The 15,560-nt window shown below is 69.0% G+C and carries 15 protein-coding genes; 7 read left to right on the top strand and 8 right to left on the bottom strand.

Features of this window, described 5'->3' with window-relative positions:
• Window positions 1-26: 26 nt before the first annotated feature.
• Window positions 27-2,339 (bottom strand): WD40/YVTN/BNR-like repeat-containing protein, encoded by a 2,313-nt coding sequence (locus tag GPZ80_RS01285; protein WP_222718742.1) that lies wholly within the window; start codon window positions 2,337-2,339, stop codon window positions 27-29.
• 202 nt (window positions 2,340-2,541) lie between these two features.
• On the opposite strand from GPZ80_RS01285, the gene GPZ80_RS01280 reads away from it, so the two are divergent.
• Together GPZ80_RS01280 and GPZ80_RS01275 are read left to right on the top strand one after the other, a co-directional pair.
• Window positions 2,542-2,976, top strand: coding sequence for a hypothetical protein (locus tag GPZ80_RS01280; RefSeq protein WP_187217860.1), 435 nt, complete (start codon window positions 2,542-2,544; stop codon window positions 2,974-2,976).
• 276 nt (window positions 2,977-3,252) lie between these two features.
• Window positions 3,253-3,540, top strand: a complete 288-nt coding sequence (locus tag GPZ80_RS01275) for a PspA domain-containing protein (RefSeq protein ID WP_187217859.1) — start codon at window positions 3,253-3,255, stop codon at window positions 3,538-3,540.
• Between the two features lie 82 nt (window positions 3,541-3,622).
• On the opposite strand, the gene GPZ80_RS32355 is transcribed toward GPZ80_RS01275, so the two are convergent.
• Entirely contained in the window at window positions 3,623-3,925 is a 303-nt protein-coding gene (locus GPZ80_RS32355) for a hypothetical protein (protein ID WP_246476630.1), read from the bottom strand.
• Here GPZ80_RS32355 and GPZ80_RS32350 point away from each other — a divergent pair.
• Window positions 3,900-4,328 carry a glycosyl hydrolase-related protein gene (locus GPZ80_RS32350; protein WP_246476629.1) on the top strand — a complete coding sequence of 143 codons (429 nt, stop codon included), beginning with the start codon at window positions 3,900-3,902 and terminating at the stop codon, window positions 4,326-4,328. The two genes, GPZ80_RS32355 and GPZ80_RS32350, sit on opposite strands and share 26 nt — an antisense overlap.
• An 8-nt stretch (window positions 4,329-4,336) precedes the next feature.
• Here GPZ80_RS32350 and GPZ80_RS01265 read toward each other — a convergent pair whose 3' ends face one another.
• On the bottom strand, window positions 4,337-4,660 hold the full coding sequence (locus GPZ80_RS01265) for a GNAT family N-acetyltransferase (RefSeq protein ID WP_187217857.1): 324 nt from the start codon (window positions 4,658-4,660) through the stop codon (window positions 4,337-4,339).
• A gap of 103 nt (window positions 4,661-4,763) precedes the next feature.
• On the opposite strand from GPZ80_RS01265, the gene GPZ80_RS01260 reads away from it, so the two are divergent.
• On the top strand, window positions 4,764-5,102 hold the full coding sequence (locus GPZ80_RS01260; protein ID WP_187217856.1) for a DUF4288 domain-containing protein: 339 nt from the start codon (window positions 4,764-4,766) through the stop codon (window positions 5,100-5,102).
• A gap of 51 nt (window positions 5,103-5,153) precedes the next feature.
• On the opposite strand, the gene GPZ80_RS01255 is transcribed toward GPZ80_RS01260, so the two are convergent.
• From GPZ80_RS01255 to GPZ80_RS01245, 3 genes are all read right to left on the bottom strand, one after another.
• Window positions 5,154-6,200: a putative adhesin gene (locus tag GPZ80_RS01255; RefSeq protein ID WP_187217855.1), complete on the bottom strand. Its 1,047-nt coding sequence runs from the start codon at window positions 6,198-6,200 to the stop codon at window positions 5,154-5,156.
• 146 nt (window positions 6,201-6,346) lie between these two features.
• Window positions 6,347-9,115, bottom strand: a complete 2,769-nt coding sequence (locus tag GPZ80_RS01250; RefSeq protein WP_187217854.1) for an AAA domain-containing protein — start codon at window positions 9,113-9,115, stop codon at window positions 6,347-6,349.
• A gap of 126 nt (window positions 9,116-9,241) precedes the next feature.
• Window positions 9,242-9,673, bottom strand: a complete 432-nt coding sequence (locus tag GPZ80_RS01245; protein ID WP_187217853.1) for a helix-turn-helix domain-containing protein — start codon at window positions 9,671-9,673, stop codon at window positions 9,242-9,244.
• Window positions 9,674-9,748: 75 nt separating this feature from the next.
• Here GPZ80_RS01245 and GPZ80_RS01240 point away from each other — a divergent pair, with 75 nt between their 5' ends.
• Together GPZ80_RS01240 and GPZ80_RS01235 are read left to right on the top strand one after the other, a co-directional pair.
• Complete coding sequence (locus GPZ80_RS01240) at window positions 9,749-10,564, top strand: class I SAM-dependent methyltransferase (protein WP_187217852.1); 816 nt, start codon at window positions 9,749-9,751, stop codon at window positions 10,562-10,564.
• A gap of 168 nt (window positions 10,565-10,732) precedes the next feature.
• Window positions 10,733-11,014, top strand: a complete 282-nt coding sequence (locus GPZ80_RS01235; RefSeq protein ID WP_187217851.1) for a GlsB/YeaQ/YmgE family stress response membrane protein — start codon at window positions 10,733-10,735, stop codon at window positions 11,012-11,014.
• A gap of 112 nt (window positions 11,015-11,126) precedes the next feature.
• Here GPZ80_RS01235 and GPZ80_RS01230 read toward each other — a convergent pair whose 3' ends face one another.
• Both GPZ80_RS01230 and GPZ80_RS01225 read right to left on the bottom strand, forming a co-directional pair.
• On the bottom strand, window positions 11,127-12,665 hold the full coding sequence (locus GPZ80_RS01230) for an LVIVD repeat-containing protein (RefSeq protein ID WP_187217850.1): 1,539 nt from the start codon (window positions 12,663-12,665) through the stop codon (window positions 11,127-11,129).
• A gap of 161 nt (window positions 12,666-12,826) precedes the next feature.
• Window positions 12,827-13,648: an Asp23/Gls24 family envelope stress response protein gene (locus GPZ80_RS01225; protein ID WP_187217849.1), complete on the bottom strand. Its 822-nt coding sequence runs from the start codon at window positions 13,646-13,648 to the stop codon at window positions 12,827-12,829.
• Between the two features lie 380 nt (window positions 13,649-14,028).
• Here GPZ80_RS01225 and GPZ80_RS01220 point away from each other — a divergent pair, with 380 nt between their 5' ends.
• Complete coding sequence (locus tag GPZ80_RS01220) at window positions 14,029-15,555, top strand: Re/Si-specific NAD(P)(+) transhydrogenase subunit alpha (protein ID WP_187217848.1); 1,527 nt, start codon at window positions 14,029-14,031, stop codon at window positions 15,553-15,555.
• The last annotated feature ends 5 nt before the right edge of the window (window positions 15,556-15,560 follow it).

Raw genomic sequence — 15,560 nt, 5'->3', positions numbered from 1 at the left:
GCTGTCTACTCAGGACTCGACCGGCCTCACGAAGCGTCGGCGAGCGAGGTCGTCCAGATGCTGCGACCGTAGGTCGCCGCGTAGAGCGTCTCGCTGCCCGCGGGCAGGTCGATGTCGTTGATCGGAACGAGCGGGAGGTTCGCCCCGACCTTGACCCACGTGCGGCCGAGGTTGGTCGTGCGGAAGACGCCGACGTCGGTGGCGATGAAGAGCCAACTCTTCTTCGACGGGTGTCGGATGACGTCGTTGATCGGCGCCTGCGGCACGCCCCGGCCGACGATGTCGTTCCAGGTCCGGCCGCCGTCGGTGGTCATGACGAGGTGCGGGTACGGGTTTCCGGAGCGCCAGCCGGAGAAGCTGGCCCACGCGACCTCCGGGTCCTGCGGGTCGACGGTGACGCGGGTGACCCAACGGCCCGGGAACACCGGGCTGGTGATCTTCTCCCAGGTCACCTGGTCGGGTGCGGCCATCGCGTTGCGGCTGACCCACATCAGGCCGCTGTCGGTGCCCGCGTAGACCAGGTTCGGGTCAGCGGCCGTCGTGCCGAGCGCGGTGACGGTGCCGAAGCCGGGAGCGCGGGGCTCGGTGCCCTCGGTGAGGTCCGGGCTGATCCGCTGCCACACGCGCTGACCGGCGTCGGTGTTGATCCGGCTGACGTACTCGCTCGCGCCGAACATGATGCGCGGGTCGGCGCCGAACTCAAGCGGGGCCACCCAGTTCTTGCGCGCACCGGGGATCGTCATGACGAAGCCCGCGCCGTCGACGAACCCTCGGCAGCCGCCGTTCTGGAAACAGCCGTAGTACTTGCGGTCGTTCGTCGGGTCGATGCGGTTCATCATCCCGTCGCCGCCGACGAAGTTGAACCAGTCGCCGTTGACCGTGTTGTCCGCCGCCCACGACTTCAGGGAGCCGTTGTCCTGCGAGCCTGCGTTGAGCCGCTTGCCGTCCTGGACCGAGACGTCCATCGCGTAGAACTGCGTCACCGGCAGGTGCGGGGTCTTGGACCACAGGCCGCGCGCTGCGCCGTTCTGGGTCGACCGGTAGAAGCCGCCGTCGTTGCCGAGGAACACCTTGCCCGGGGTGAACGGGTCCCACTCGAGGCCGTGCTGGTCGGCGTGTGGGGTCTGCGACGTCGTCCAGGTGAGGCCGCCGTCGAGGCTCTCGGCGAGGCTGACGCCCGCGACGAAGACGTGCAGCGGGTTGGTCGGGTCGACGTAGACGCGGCCGAACCACCAGGCGAACCCACCGCTGATGCTCTGCAGGGTGCCGCCGGAGGTGGGTCCGACCGGGACCCAGGTGGCGCCCGCGTCGGTGCTGGTGAAGAAGCCGTTGAAGTTGCCACCGGCCGCGCTGGAGATCAGGTAGGCGCGGTTGGGGTCGCTGTCGCTGAAGTCGACGCCCATGCGGCCGACGTAGGTCGCGGTCGTCGGCTGGCCGACGATGTCCGCGCTCTGCGGCAGCGGCGCCTGGTGGACGTTCGTCCACGTGCGGCCGGCGTCGGTGGAGCGGTAGACGTAGGAGTGCTTGCCGTAGATGCGCGACTTCTCGTCACGGATCTTGTCCCAAGTGGTGGCGAGCATGATGTCGGGGTTCGACTTGTTGACGCTGACGTCGATCGCGCCGGTGGAGGCGCTGTTCGGGACGATCACGCGGGTCCAGGTGGTCCCGCCGTTCTCGGTCATGAACAGGCCGCGGGTCGGCGCGGTGTCGTGCAGCGCGCCCATGACGGCGACGAAGACGCGGTTGTCGTCGCGCGGGTCGATGACGATCTGGCCGACCGTGTCGCCGTCCTTCAGGCCCATGTTGACCCAGGTCGCGCCATCGTCGGTCGACTTGTAGACGCCCTTGCCGTAGTACGCCGAGCCGCCGCCGTGGTCGGGCTCGCCGGTGCCCGCCCAGACGGTTCCCTTGGAGTCGACCGCGACCGCGCCCATCGACTGGGGCAGCAGGTCGTCCCACGCGGTGGTGAAGGTCGCGCCGCCGTCGGCCGTGCGCCACAGGCCGCCGGTGCCGGTGGCGATGTAGGCCACGTCCTTGGTGGTGGGGTCGGCGGCGATGTCACGGATCCGGCCGCCGATGTTGCTCGGTCCCAGCCCCGTCCACACCTGGGCGGTGCTCGGCGAGCCCATGGCCGCCTCGCCCATCTTCTTGGACTGCGCGATCGCCTCGTTGACCGCGGCGTCCGGGATGGAGCCGTCGGCGTTGGCGCGTTGGAGGTACATCCACTCCTCGGCGCCGACCGGGTCGGCCGTGGCGGTGTGGGTTTGCTCCGGGCTCTCGGACCGGGGGACCGAGACGGCACTGGCGCCCAACAGCGCCGTGAGGGCCGTCGCGGCCAAGATCGGAACGTGGGTCTTTCTGCGTAAGGCCACGCATGCCTCCAGGGTCAAGTGGGGCGCGCCCTCGCGCCCACTCCGCCGCGCCGACCACCCCTCCCGCGGCTTCTGGCCGCGGAGGTGGAAGGCGTGGCGGAGGTCACCGTACACCGAGAAGGTGGGATGATAGGCCCGCGATTTGCGAGTTTTGCCTAGAGTGGTCGGCATGGTGCGCGCGCTGGGACTGGTGTGGACGGTGGCGCTGGTCGCGGCCGGGTGCTCGGCTGGGTCCGAAGGTGACGCGGGCTGCCCGGCCCCGACCCCGGCTCCCCCGGCGGAGACCGCGCTCCTGCCTGCCGGGCTCTCCTTCGAGCGGGTCGGCACGGTGACTCACGTCGTGAGCACGCAGGGGCACGTCACGGTGCGGGCGGTCACGACCAAGCCCATCGACGAGGTCACCGTGCTCATCCAGGACGCGGTGACCGCCGCGGGCTACCGACCGGCTGGGATGGACAACGAGGGGTTCGAGGCGGAGGTCTTCTTCACCTCCGGGTCGTACGCGGCGGGCCAGGCCCTGGTGCGGCGCGGCGACTGCGAGGGCCGGTGGGACATCGACCTCGTCCTCATCGACCCCGAATCCACGCCCCCGCCGACGACGTAGCGGCCCCTTCGCGGCGGAGCAGGACGCAGGCCCGCCGGAAGTGAACCGGAATCGACGCGTTCCGAGCCCATGGGCAGGATCCAAGTCCGGTCGATCGGCAGCGGGCGTCGAAGTCCACCGACCAGTCCGGCCCCACGATGCTCAGCCCACCGTCCGAGCGGCGCCGGGTGCCGCGGACGCGCGCGGGCGCGGGGGCCGCTGATCAGCGCCTGCCAGCCGGGTGGATCCGAGGCTATGGTCAAGGTGAGAGCTGACACCGAGTGGAGGGAGCGGCCGATGACCGGCGCCCAGGGTGATGACTCCGAGGTGGTGGACGCCGAGGTCGTCGACGACCCGACCGCCGCTCCCCCGGTCGTGCTGCCCGCGGACTACTCCGAGAGCGGGGTCCCCAGCTTCGACTACGTGCGCGACCGGATCGAGGCCCGCGTGAACACCTCCGGCGGCTCGGTCGAACTGGCGAGCGCCGGGCCCGAGGCGAAGTCCATCGACGAGCAGCAGGCCGAGCGCGAGGAAGCGGGCCGGGCCAAGCTCGCCGAGATCCGTCGCTCGATGGGCCTCGACTGATCGGGTATCGGGACCGTCCGCACGGTGTTTGCCAGCCGCCCTAGGTCCGCTCGACCTCTGGTGGGGTTCGACAGCGGCGCCATCAGGATCCGGTGGAGTGCGAGATGCGCACGGGGCCGTTCTCGCGCAGGCGCACCCATTCGGCGTGGAACCGGCTGCCTGGCGCCACTTCCGCCCGTCGGTGCGGTTCGGTTCGCAGGTCGATCGGGCACGGCAGGTCGGTCGCCGGTCGAGGTGTCGGTGTGGCCCCGGCGCGAAGATGGTCGGCCAGCGCCGGCGCCGCCGGTTTGGGCCGGTGGTCGACGGTGAACAGGCCCAGGTGGTACTCCCGTTCGGGGAAGTCCAGCAGTCCGCGGTCGATGTCGTGCGAGGACCACCAGATCACGCCCCAGCATGCCCTCATCCCCGGCGCGACCATCGGCCACGCGGTCCGCGAGGGCTACGGAATCAATGTCCCCGAACGAGGCGTGCCGGGCAGCTCCGACGTGGCACCCCTGGTGACTGTGCACAACGAAGCGGTCGTCATGAGCGCGGTCAAACTCGCCGACGATGCCTCCGGCGACGTCGTGGTCCGCTGCTACGAGTCACTTGGCGGGCGAGCGGAGGTCCGCCTCGACTCCCGCTTCGCCCTCACGGGCGCCCAGAGGTGCGACCTGCTCGAACGACCGCTCGACGGGCAGGCGTGCGACCCGGACGGCACCGGTGTGCGCCTGCGGCTGCGACCTTTCGAGCTCGTCACCCTACGTCTGGCCCGTGCGTCGAAGACCGTGGAGGACGGCACCCGCTGACCACCGCCTCACGGCTGCCTGCGCTCGGCAAACGCGTGCCCAGCCACGAACTCAGTGATGGTCATTCCCATCACGATGACGTCGTGGTGGCGTCCCGCGGAGAATCCGTAGTCACGCAGCCATCCTTCGGTGTGAAACCCGATCTTCGTGTGCAACGCGATCGAGGCTTCGTTGAAGGCATCGACGCTGACTTCGCACTTGTGGCATCGGCGCTCGCCGAACATGTAGGTCAACAGCAAGATGATCGCCTCGGCGGCGTAGCCGCGCCGCTGGTGGTCGCGGCCGATGCTGACACCGTAACCGAAGCGTCCCGCGCGGCGACGTGCTGCCACGTCACAGCGGAAGCTGCCGAAGGACTGACTTTCGACCGAGTATCACCGGAACGGCCAAATTTGGGTCCCCTGATGGGTGGGACCCCGAAATTCGTGATAGAGCATGACCATGGCCACCGAGAAGCCGTTCGTCGCCGTCGTTCTCTACGAATCGACCTGCGACTCCCCCGACTACCAAACGCTCTACCGGGAGGACTTCGTCCTTGTCCACGCGCGCACCGAGGACGAGGCGCGTGAGCTGGTCCGGGCACGGGCCGAGGGTGAGGCGGGCAGCCACACCAACGAGCGCGGCGAGGTGATCACCTTGTCGGTGAAGCGGGTGCTCGATGTGGCGCCCGCTCTCGACGCGGACCTGACCCGCGGCGGCGACCTCTACTCCCGGCACTTCACCGACTTCGACGCCTACCGCGCGTTCGAACCGCTGCTGTCGGAAAAGGACTGACCGGTCCCCTGGGGCCGCCTCGGGTCAGGTCCGCGTCGAGGGCAGGCGCCGCTAGATCTGCGTGGCGTTCGCGGCGAGGTGGCTGGTCAACGCCACCTCGGTCTTGGCCACCGCCAGGGCCTCCGGTTCGAGCTTGCGCAGCATTCCCAGGAGGTGGTCACCGCGCAGGCCGTAGCGGAACAGGTCGCAGGCGTTGAACCCGGCTGCCCAGTGGGTGACGTCCTGATTCACCATCCACCGGGCCATCTCCTCGGGCGACAGGCTCTCCCACCAGTCGACCTTGTCGTCAAACGACAGGGGCAGGAATGCCGCGATGTCGTGTGCGTCGGACGGGTCCGGGTGAAGTCCGGCGCGGACGGCGGCGCGATGCCGCGGGTAGTCGCGCATCAGTCGGATCTTGACCACGGCGGACGCTGTGGCGGCGGCTTTCGCGGGATCCCCGGCGGCGGCGAGCGTGACGCGGACGGCCCGGCACTCGTCCCACTCGCGCACCTCGTCGTCGGAGGCGATCAATCGGAGCCGCTCGTTCGGCGCCAGCCCCGACCACATCGCGTCCTGCCGCGCCGCGGTCAACCCGACGAACGTCTGGACCCAGTCGACCAGCCCCCGGTGCACCGACCGGTCCCGCCTGCCGTGCGGGCCCATCAGATCCAGAGTCGGGTCCAGGTTCGCCCGCCGGTCGAACCGGCAGGACAGAACCATGAGGTAGTTCCACTTCGCCTTGGCGGCGCGGCCGAGCACGCCGTCACAGGTGTGCGGACCGTCCTTCGGGCAGCTCTTGACGTTCGCGCACAGCATCAGGGTGTTAGGCGTCTCCTTGGCTCCGACCACGATCTGCGGCGCGGGGTACTTGTTGAGCGCGGTGATCGCCCGCAGCTCGTGGTCCTTGAAGGGTTCGTACTGGTAGTTGGGCACCGCCAGGCCCGGCTTCGCGACGTGCATGGGGATTCTGGGGTTGTCCTGGCCGAGCAGTTCAAGGAGGTTGACCATCACCATCGAGGTCCCCTCGTCGGCGAAGAAGTGCAGCGTCAGCCCCGCGGGCACCACGACTGTCTCCGGCCCACCGAACGACCCGTGCCCGATCACAACGCCCACCATCGCGGTCCTCCAACCGAGTAGCTGTCCCGACCGTTGATCATCGCCTGCCGCCTGCCCGACGTAACGGTGGTTGCCCGGGTGGACGCTCCCCTGGGCCTGACCGGCGCGTGGGCGCGGAGGCGTCACCGAGCGGCGGTCGTGAATCCTCACTGGGCCGGGCGAACGTCGGCGGCGTCCAATGCTTGGCGGATCCGGCGTTCCTCGTCGCTTCCGGTGGTGGGCAGACGCAGCAGCGGAAGCTGGTAGGTGCGGAGGATCTCGTCCTTCAATGCGTCTCGCGCGAGTTGGGCCGGGTTGTTCTCGTGGAAAGCGAACCCGTCCACCTCGACGGCCAGCAGGGGCAGGTTGGTGATCCTGTTGTAGACGACGAAATCGATCGAGGCCCGGTTGCCCACGAAGGCCGCCTGTGCCTGCGTCAGCCTGTTCGTGTCAGCAAGCAGGTTCTTCAGCAGGACATGCGAACACACTGCCAGGTGCGCGTACCGCTGCTCGGCAAGAATGTCCTGCAAGACGGTATAGATGATGTCCTCCGATGGGTACTTCAGCTTGTTCCTCAGGCGGGCCGCCAATGGGCGCAGCCGGGCCGAGAAGGCGCTGTAGAGCAGGTCGAACACCGAGATCACGGTGCTGGTCACAACCTCGTGGTCGGGATCGTGGTAGCTGATATAGCCGACCAGGTCTCGGATGTGGCGGCTTCGCGGCAGCAGGTCGTGGTTGGTCACCAGGACGAATCTCCGGACCGCCCGGGATACCGCCACATTGACCATCTGCGGGTCGTCGACGAAGCGCAGACCGGTTTGTCCGGGCCAGGTCTCGTCCAGAACCGTGCTCAGCACCACGACTTTCTTCTGCCTGCCCTGGTACTTGTGGACAGTGTCGGCGTCGACGCCGTCGATCGCGATGCCCACCTTGTCGGCCTGGATCCGGTAGGGCGTGATCACGCTGATGTCCGCGTCGGCGGCACCCAGGCAGTGCTCCCGGACCACCTCCAGGGCGATGACGTCCACTTCACGCTGGTTGGACCGGCCGCCGCCGGTGTGCCTTCGCATGTGGTTGCCCTCGACTGTGCGCACGACGATCATCGGCCGCTGTACGCCTGGCGTGGTGTACGGGATCAGGTCGCCGTCGTAGAACTTCTTGTTGCAGAAGCCGATGATGGCGGGGTCGCACCGGTAGTGCTCGCGCAGCAGCGCACGCGGGAGTCCTTCGCCGTGCCCTTCCCCCAACGACGAGAGGATGCTGTACTTTCGGCAGTCGTAGGCGGGCGCGGGCGGGGCGAGGTCGGCCGACTCGTCGAATGGGATCGGCGGGAGCTGCTTTTGGTCGCCGACCACGATGAGGTTGCGGCACATGGACATCGCCAGCGCGGCGACCGGCAGGTTGACCTGTGACGCCTCGTCGATGATGAGGTAGTCGAGCAGATGCCCTTCGGGGATCCCGTTCCGCAGCGAGTGACAGGTGCTCAGCACCACCGGGTAGTCCCGCAGGAACTTCGCGAACGTGTCGCCCCTTCGGTACGTGTCCTGCTGATACAGCGTTCGCGAGCCCCTATACCGAGTGCCGAGGTGGGCGCTCAGCACCTGGACTGCCAGCCCTTGGTGTTCCGCCGCCAACCGGTCGAAGTCGGCCCGACGCAACTCGTCCTCGGTTCGCCGCAACTGGTCCTCCAGCTCGGCGATCTTCTTGTCGTAGTACGCCCGTTGCAGACGGAGCACCACATTGGTGTCACCGGCGTCGAGCCCGCGCAGCGACCCGTATTTGAAGTACTTGCGGACCCGCCCCAGCAGGCCAGGGCGGACGCCCCCGTGTTCCACCTCGCTCTCGGCCAGGTACTCGACAATCCGCTCGGCGGAGCGCCGCAGGAGTGGAAGTCCGGTCAGGTCGGGCAGGTGCTCCTGGGGCAGGTGCCGCTCGAAGTGCCGCAGTTCGAGTCGGTGGGCGTCGAGTTCCTGGCGCAGTTCGGCGCGGGCGCGCTCGGCGTGCTGCAACTGGGTCAGCCGCTGGTCCAGGCGTGCCAGCAGGTCCAGGTCAGGCATGGGCGGGGCGGACTTCACCACCGCGCCGACCCGGGCGTTGCGGACCGCCTGCCCGGCGAAGAACTCCTCGCACTTTTCCTTCCGGCCGAGATTGGCGATCACGTGCCCGAACCCCAGCTCGTCGAGCTTGTCCCGGACGTTGTCCACGGCGGTGTTGCTGAACGACACCACGCCCACGGTTTTGCCTTCACCGGCGATGATGTTGGCGATCAGGTTCAGGATGGTCTCGGTCTTGCCCGTGCCCGGTGGGCCCTCGATCACCGAGACAGAGCGGGTGAGGCCGTTCTCCACCGCCGCCCGTTGGCTGAGGTTGCAGCGGAACGGGAAGATCGGCGGCGCGGACCGGTCTCGCTGTTCGATCGGCGCGCCCGCCAGGAACGCGCCCAAGGCGCTGTCCGGATGGACGAAGCCGAGCTTGTCGTACGCCAACTTCAAGGGGTCGTCCGCGGGAAGCCTGGCCACGATGGCCCGAAAGTAGCGCAGCACCTCCGCGGCCGCCCGCCCCTGGGTCGCCGAGGCGAGCACCCGGACCTGGGCGGCGGGGTAGGTGCGGTACGCCTCGCCTCCGGCCCGTCGGTAGAAGATCCGCGACCACGCGCCCTCGCCCGGAGGACCGACGAAGGTCACGATCTCGGTCGCGCTTTCCCACACCGCCCCGGCGACCTCGACCCTGGCGCCCGCATCGAGCCGGACCGGTGCGGTCGCACGGAGAATCCGCACCCGCTGCGGGCCGTACGGGTAGGGCTTCGAGCCCGGCTTGAAGACGATTTGGACCGTCCCGCTCCCGGCCTGGACCTCGTACCGCGAGATCTCCGCGGTCTTGTCTTTGAACGTTGCCCCATCACGAATGATCACCGCTTCGCGGCGCGCATCGATCACGCGTACCCCCCAAGGTGCGACTTGATCAACATCATAGGTCGCTTACGGTGAGCACACGGACACACTGTGCTGGATCGTCGAACCTGGGTTACGTGCCGAATTCCCGCCACATCCCGGACACTTTTGTCACATCCGGACAGGTGCCGATCGACGTGGTTTCCCGGTTGGCTGCTGGTTCCAAGTGACCTTGGCCAGGAGGCGGCGGAAGGTGGGGCAGGCCAGGTGGCTGGGCGCGGGGCAGGCGGCGGCGTGGCGAAGGGAGTCGCGTAGGGCGGTGAGGCTGGTGATGGTCGCGTCGAGTTCGTCGGCCTTGGTGGTGAGCAGCCCGCGGTCGATGCGGGGTGTGCCGTCGGAGGCGAACATGCCCGCGATCTCGTCGAGGGAGAAGCCCGCCGCGCGGCCCATCGCGATCAGGGCGAGCCTGCCGACCACGCCATCGTCGTACTGGCGGCGCAGACCATGTCGGCCGCTCGCGGCGAGCAGGCCCTTCTCCTCGTAATAGCGCAGAGTGGAGGCCGGGACGCCGGTGCGCCGCACCACCTCACCGATATCGAGCATGATCTTGACTTTAAGTCGGCTTCAAGTAGGACGCTAGCGCCGACCGGTGATGACGATCAAGGGGAGAATGGGCACATGAAGCTCGAAGACGAACAGCGCGACCGGTGGAACGGCACCGCGGGCAACGCCTGGGTCGAGGCGCAGGCGCTGCTGGACGGCCTGTTCCGACCGCTGGAGGACCTGCTGGCCAAGGAGGTCGCCGCCGGCATGCGTGTGCTCGACGTCGGCTGCGGGACCGGTGGGACGACGGTCGCGATCGCCCGCGGCGGGGCCGAGTGCGTCGGGGTCGACATCTCCGAGACGATGGTGGCCGCGGCCCGGGCACGGGCCGAGCGCTCGGGTGTCGACGCGCGGTTCCTCACCGCCGACGCCGGGTCGCACGAGTTCGAGCCGGGCACCTTCGACGCCGTGGCGTCGCGCTTCGGCGTGATGTTCTTCGCCGACCCGACCGCGGCGTTCGCCAACCTCCGACGGGCCGCGGCCGACGACGCCGCGTTGCGGCTGATCGTGTGGCGGGACATCACGGAGAACCCCTTCATGACCGTCGCCGAGACCGCCGCGGCGCCGCTGCTTCCCGACCTGCCCGCCCGCGACCCGGACGGACCCGGGCAGTTCGCCTTCGCCGACCCCGGCAAGGTCGAACGCATCCTCGCTGAGGCGGGCTGGCGCGACCCGGCTCTGCGGGCGGTGGACGCCGAGTGCGTGTTCCCGGAGTCCGAACTCGTCGGCTACTTCACCCGGCTGGGCTTGGTGGGGATGGCACTGAGCGCAGAGGACGCGTCGACGCGCGAGGCGGTGGTGAGCGCCGTCCGTCCCGCCTTCGCCCCGTTCGTGCATGGCGAGGAGGTCCGGTTCACCGCGGCGTGCTGGCTGGTCACCGCGACCGCCTGATCGTCGCCTGGGACAGCGGCGGCCGGGTGCGCATCGATACCGTTTCGAAGACTCGCGTGGTCAGGCTCCGCCGACCCGTCACGATAGCGTGGTGATCCAGCCCCGACCCGGTTTGACAAGGTCGACAACTGGGTACAGAAAGGCTCGTAGAGCCAACTTGGAGGACCTGTGACCGTCACCGGATTCATCACCGCGATCATCATCGGTCTCGTCATCGGCGTCATCGCCCGGATGATTCTGCCGGGCAAGCAGAACATCCCGATCTGGCTGACGATCGTCGTCGGCATCATCGCGGCACTGCTGGGCACGGCCCTGGCCCGGGCTATCGGCATCCCGACCACCACTTCGGGGGTCGACTGGATGGAACTGCTGGTGCAGGTGCTCGTCGCGATGGCGGGCGTGGCCCTGATCTCGCAGGCGTACGGGCGGCGGCGCGGCCTCCGGCGCTGACCAGGCGCATCTTTGGAGCCGGGTGCGGCGGCGGACATCGCCGCCGCACCCGGCTCGTTCAGAACAGACCAGGGCGGCCGGGAGGCCATTCGGCTCCCCAGCCGCCGTCACATCAGGCGGTCCGGCGGCGCCGGTGCAGCAGGCCACCCGCGATCAGCGTGACCAGCCCGAGCACCGCCGCGAGCTGCCCGCCGGGGAAGGTCGCGTTCACCGGCGTCGACATGGCCGCGGTGACCACCGGCAGCGGACCCGGCGCGGGCGCGGCGCCGGGCAGGGCGACGGTGAACACGTCCAGGCCGCGGACCAGGTCGGCGGTGTAGACGATGTTGGTCTTCTTGCCGGTGGCCACACCGCTCTTGGTCCGCTCCGGCACCCAGTACGCGTCCCACACCTCGGACAGGCCAGAGGCGAAGTAGCCGTACTCCTTGATGTCAAGCGGGTCCCGCACGTCGAGCAGCCGCAGGCCCGCCTCGTAGAAGCCCGCCGCCACGATGCCGCTGGAGTGATAGTCGAACCAGTGCGCCGAGCAGAACGCCATGTTCGGAGTCGCCACCCCCTCGCCGAGGTCGACCGGGTTGATCTTGTCGAGCTTCTTGATCGCGCTCGGCGTGCCGTCGAGCGTCTCCACGTGCCAGGTCTGGAACGACCCGGCGGTGGCACAGTCGGTGTTCTCGTAGTCCTCCTCGGTCACGAGGATGACGTTGCCGTTCGCGACGCTGGGCGCGCTTCCCGGGGTGAAGCGGTCGGCGTTGGGGCGGTCGGAGTTGTGGTGGATGAAGTCGTTCCAGCCCGCCGCCACGCCGTCGGCGCCGGTCGTCGTGACCAGCGCGGGCTTCGCCGGGTCGCGCACGTCGAAGATGGCCGTGCCGCCGCTGCCGGTGTGGACGCCGTACCCGGCGTTGTCGAAGTTCCACTTGTGGCCGGACCCGGACCTGAACACCGGGTTCGGGCCCGCGGCGGGACTGGGGAACCGGTCCACGGCGAGCGTGGGCGCGTCGAGGTCGGCCAGGTCGATGATCGACGCCTCCCCCGTGTCGCCCGCGGTGTAGGCGTAGCGGCAGTCGGTCTCGCGCACGCACGCGACGGTGTGGGTGCTGGTCGGCGCGGCCACGCGGGAGCGGATCCGCGGGTTCGCCGGGTCGGTCACGTCCACCACGACGACTTCGCCGCCACCGGCGTTGACGTGCGAGATGTCGCCTGGCGACGCTTGGTAGAGGTCGACGCCGAGCAGCAGGAACCGCTCGACGCGGTCGCCACGCCTGATCTCGCCGTAGTTCATCGCCTCGTTCTCGAACAGCAGGTTCGGCAGCGTGCCGGTCAGCGTGGGCCGCAACGGGTCGGAGACGTCGAAGACGCTTACCGAGTCCAAAGAGGACACATAGAAGTAGGGTGCGCTCTTGGCGAACACCCCGGAGATCGCGGCTGTTTCCGGAAAGTTCGCGACGTGGCGGATATTCGGCGTCGAGACGAGCGGGACCGAGACACCCGCGGTGTACTGCTCCCGCTTGACCTTCGCGGACGCGGGCTTGTCGCCGTGTTCGGGATCATGGGCGAGGGCCGGGGTCGTCGCGGTGAGCGCGAGCCCGGCCGAGAGCGCGACGACGGAGGCGGCGCGGATCAGCGCGCGGCCCCGACGGTTTCCGAACGACACAGGTGGTACCTCCAGTTCGAGGGCTGCCATGCCCCGGCACGGAGGTCGGGACACTGCGTACAACGCCGGAACCGGCCACGAGTGACGATGTCATGTGGACGATCAAGGTCGTGCTCGGTCTTGGGCGCCGCACACCCAAGACCGAGCCTCGTCCAGGTCGGTCAGCCCGCGTCCGGGATGTGGATGTCGGTGACGTGGACATCCACGACCGCGACGTCAAGGCCGAGGAACTGCTCGACGGCCTCGACCACGTTGACCCGGACCTGCTCGGCCACCGGATTGACCGCGTGGCCGAACTCGACCACCAGCGTCACCTTGATCGTGGCGACGTCGCCGTCGACCTCGACCGAGATGCCCTCATCGCCAAGGTCGTGCACACCTTCGGCTTTGCGGGCCACCAAGTTCACGATCTTGGTGACCACCCCGTCGCCCACCGTGGTGCTGCCGCGCGCGCCCGCCGCGGGCCGCGCCTCGGCCGTGACCGGCTCGACTACGTCGCTGTGGTCCTCCTCGGCCACGGTGGCGGCCGCCACCGGCGCGTCATCGGACTCGACGGCGATGGGCTCGACTTCGTCCCGCTCAGCCACGTCGTCGTCAGCCAGGTCGTATTCAGCCAGGTCAGCGTCACCATCGTCGTCGGCGGCCCGGTCGTCGTCGTCACCGTCACCGTCGTCGTCACCGTCGTCGTCACCGTCCGTAGCGACGCCTTGCCCGTCTTCGTCGGCGTCCGTGTCGGCCACGGCCTCGTCGCCTTCGGCGGCCTCGGTGTCCGCGGACTCGACGTCGGTCTGGGCCGAGTCGGTCTCGACCGGGGAGTCGGTCAACTCGCCCTCGATCGCTGTGGTGTCAACGGTTTCGTCGGTGACGGCCACATAACCGGGGTCGATGGCGGACCGGCCGGAGGTCGAGGCGCCGGCGTGGTCGCCGGTCCTGGGAGCGTCGTACTTGGGGCGGCCGAAAATGCTGTTGATGACGTCGGACATGGTTGTGGTTTCCCCTTTTCCGGGAGCGGCGAGTTCGAGGGGGCGCGCAGACCGCGCCATGATAGGGGCACACCCGAGGTTCTGATCAACTTGTCCAGGCTTCGTGATTCCCTTGTGTCCCAACCATGTTCAGCCCGAGACCGGGCTTCTCCGGTCGACGACGGTCCCGTCGACGGCGAGCCGACGCGACACGTTCGCCAAGAGTTCAACCGGACGCCTCGACTTCACGCCGTTCGACCACCCTCGGCCTACCTACTGGCCAGTAGCGACGAATATCACCAGGCCAGATCCTCCTCTGACGACTCGGTACGCCGTACGCTGCTGCCCTTGCTAACCATGCGCTCGGTGGACGTTGACGACAAAGTCGAAGGAACTCACGCATGAAGATAGGTGTTCTCAAAGAGGCTCGGCCCGGCGAGACGCGGGTGGCGGCCACACCGGTGACGGTGGCGCAGCTGCGCAAGCTCGGCTACGAGGTGGTCGTGGAGCCCGGTGCGGGCGCGGCGTCGAGCTTCCCCGATGACGCGTACGTCGAGCAGGGCGCGGTGATCGGCACGGCGCTCGCCGCCGACATCGTCTTCGGGGTGAACGCGCCGTCGACCGAGCAGCTGGACGCGTTGACGCCGGGCGCGACGCTGATCAGCCTGCTCAGCCCCGGGCTCAACCCTGTCCTGGTCGAAGACCTGGCCAAGCGACCGATCACGGCGCTGTCGATGGACGCGGTGCCCCGGATCTCGCGGGCGCAGTCGCTCGACGTGCTGTCCTCGATGGCGAACATCGCGGGCTACCGGGCCGTGGTGGAGGCCGCGCACGTGTTCGGCCGGTTCTTCACCGGTCAAGTGACCGCGGCGGGCAAGGTTCCGCCGGCGAAGGTGCTGGTCGCGGGCGCAGGTGTCGCGGGACTGGCCGCGATCGGCGCCGCGGGCTCCCTGGGCGCGATCGTGCGCGCCACCGACCCGCGCCCCGAGGTCGCCGACCAGGTCAAGTCGCTGGGCGGCGAGTACCTGGCGGTCGAGGCGCCCGATGTCGAGGTCTCCGCGACGGGGTACGCCAAGGAGATGTCGGACGACTACAACGCCAGGGCCGCCGCGCTGTACGCGGCGCAGTGCGAGGACGTCGACATCATCATCACCACGGCGTTGATCCCGGGGCGTCCCGCGCCGACGCTGATCACCGCCGAGATGGTCGCCTCGATGAAGTCCGGCAGCGTGATCGTCGACATGGCCGCCGCCAACGGGGGCAACGTCGAGGGTGTCGTGCCCGGCGAGGCCACCCTCACCGACAACGGCGTGACGATCATCGGCTACACCGACCTGGCCGGGCGCCTGCCCGCGCAGGCGTCACAGCTCTATGGCACCAACCTGGTCAACCTGATGAAGCTGATGACGCCCGGCAAGGACGGCGAGCTGGTCCTGGACTGCGACGACGTCGTGCAGCGCTCGATGACCGTCGTCAAGGCAGGCGAGCTGGCCTGGCCGCCCCCGCCGGTGCAGGTGTCCGCCGCTCCCGCGGCCGCCACGCCAACGGCTCCGGCGAAGGCGCCACAGGTCAAGGCTCCCCCGCCCCCGAGCCGCCGCTTCGTGGTCGTCGGCGTCGCCGCCGCCCTGCTGTTCCTGCTCGCGGCTCTCTCGCCGCAGGCCCTGCAGGGCCACCTCACGGTGTTCGCGCTGGCGATCGTGATCGGCTACTACGTGATCGGGCACGTGCACCACGCGCTGCACACGCCGCTGATGTCGGTCACCAACGCGATCTCCGGGATCATCGTGGTCGGCGCCCTGCTCCAGATCGGGCAGGGCGACACGGCGATCACCGTGCTGTCGGCCGTCGCGATCCTGTTCGCCAGCATCAACGTCTTCGGTGGCTTCGCGGTCACCCGACGCATGCTCGCCATGTTCTCGCGAAGCTGAGGGGC

It is taken from the genome of Actinokineospora xionganensis, assembly GCF_014323725.1.
In the GTDB taxonomy this organism is placed as follows: Bacteria; Actinomycetota; Actinomycetes; order Mycobacteriales; family Pseudonocardiaceae; genus Actinokineospora; species Actinokineospora xionganensis.
The sequence above is the reverse complement of the archived record's forward strand: the minus strand, read 5'-3'. Positions and strand labels throughout refer to the sequence as shown.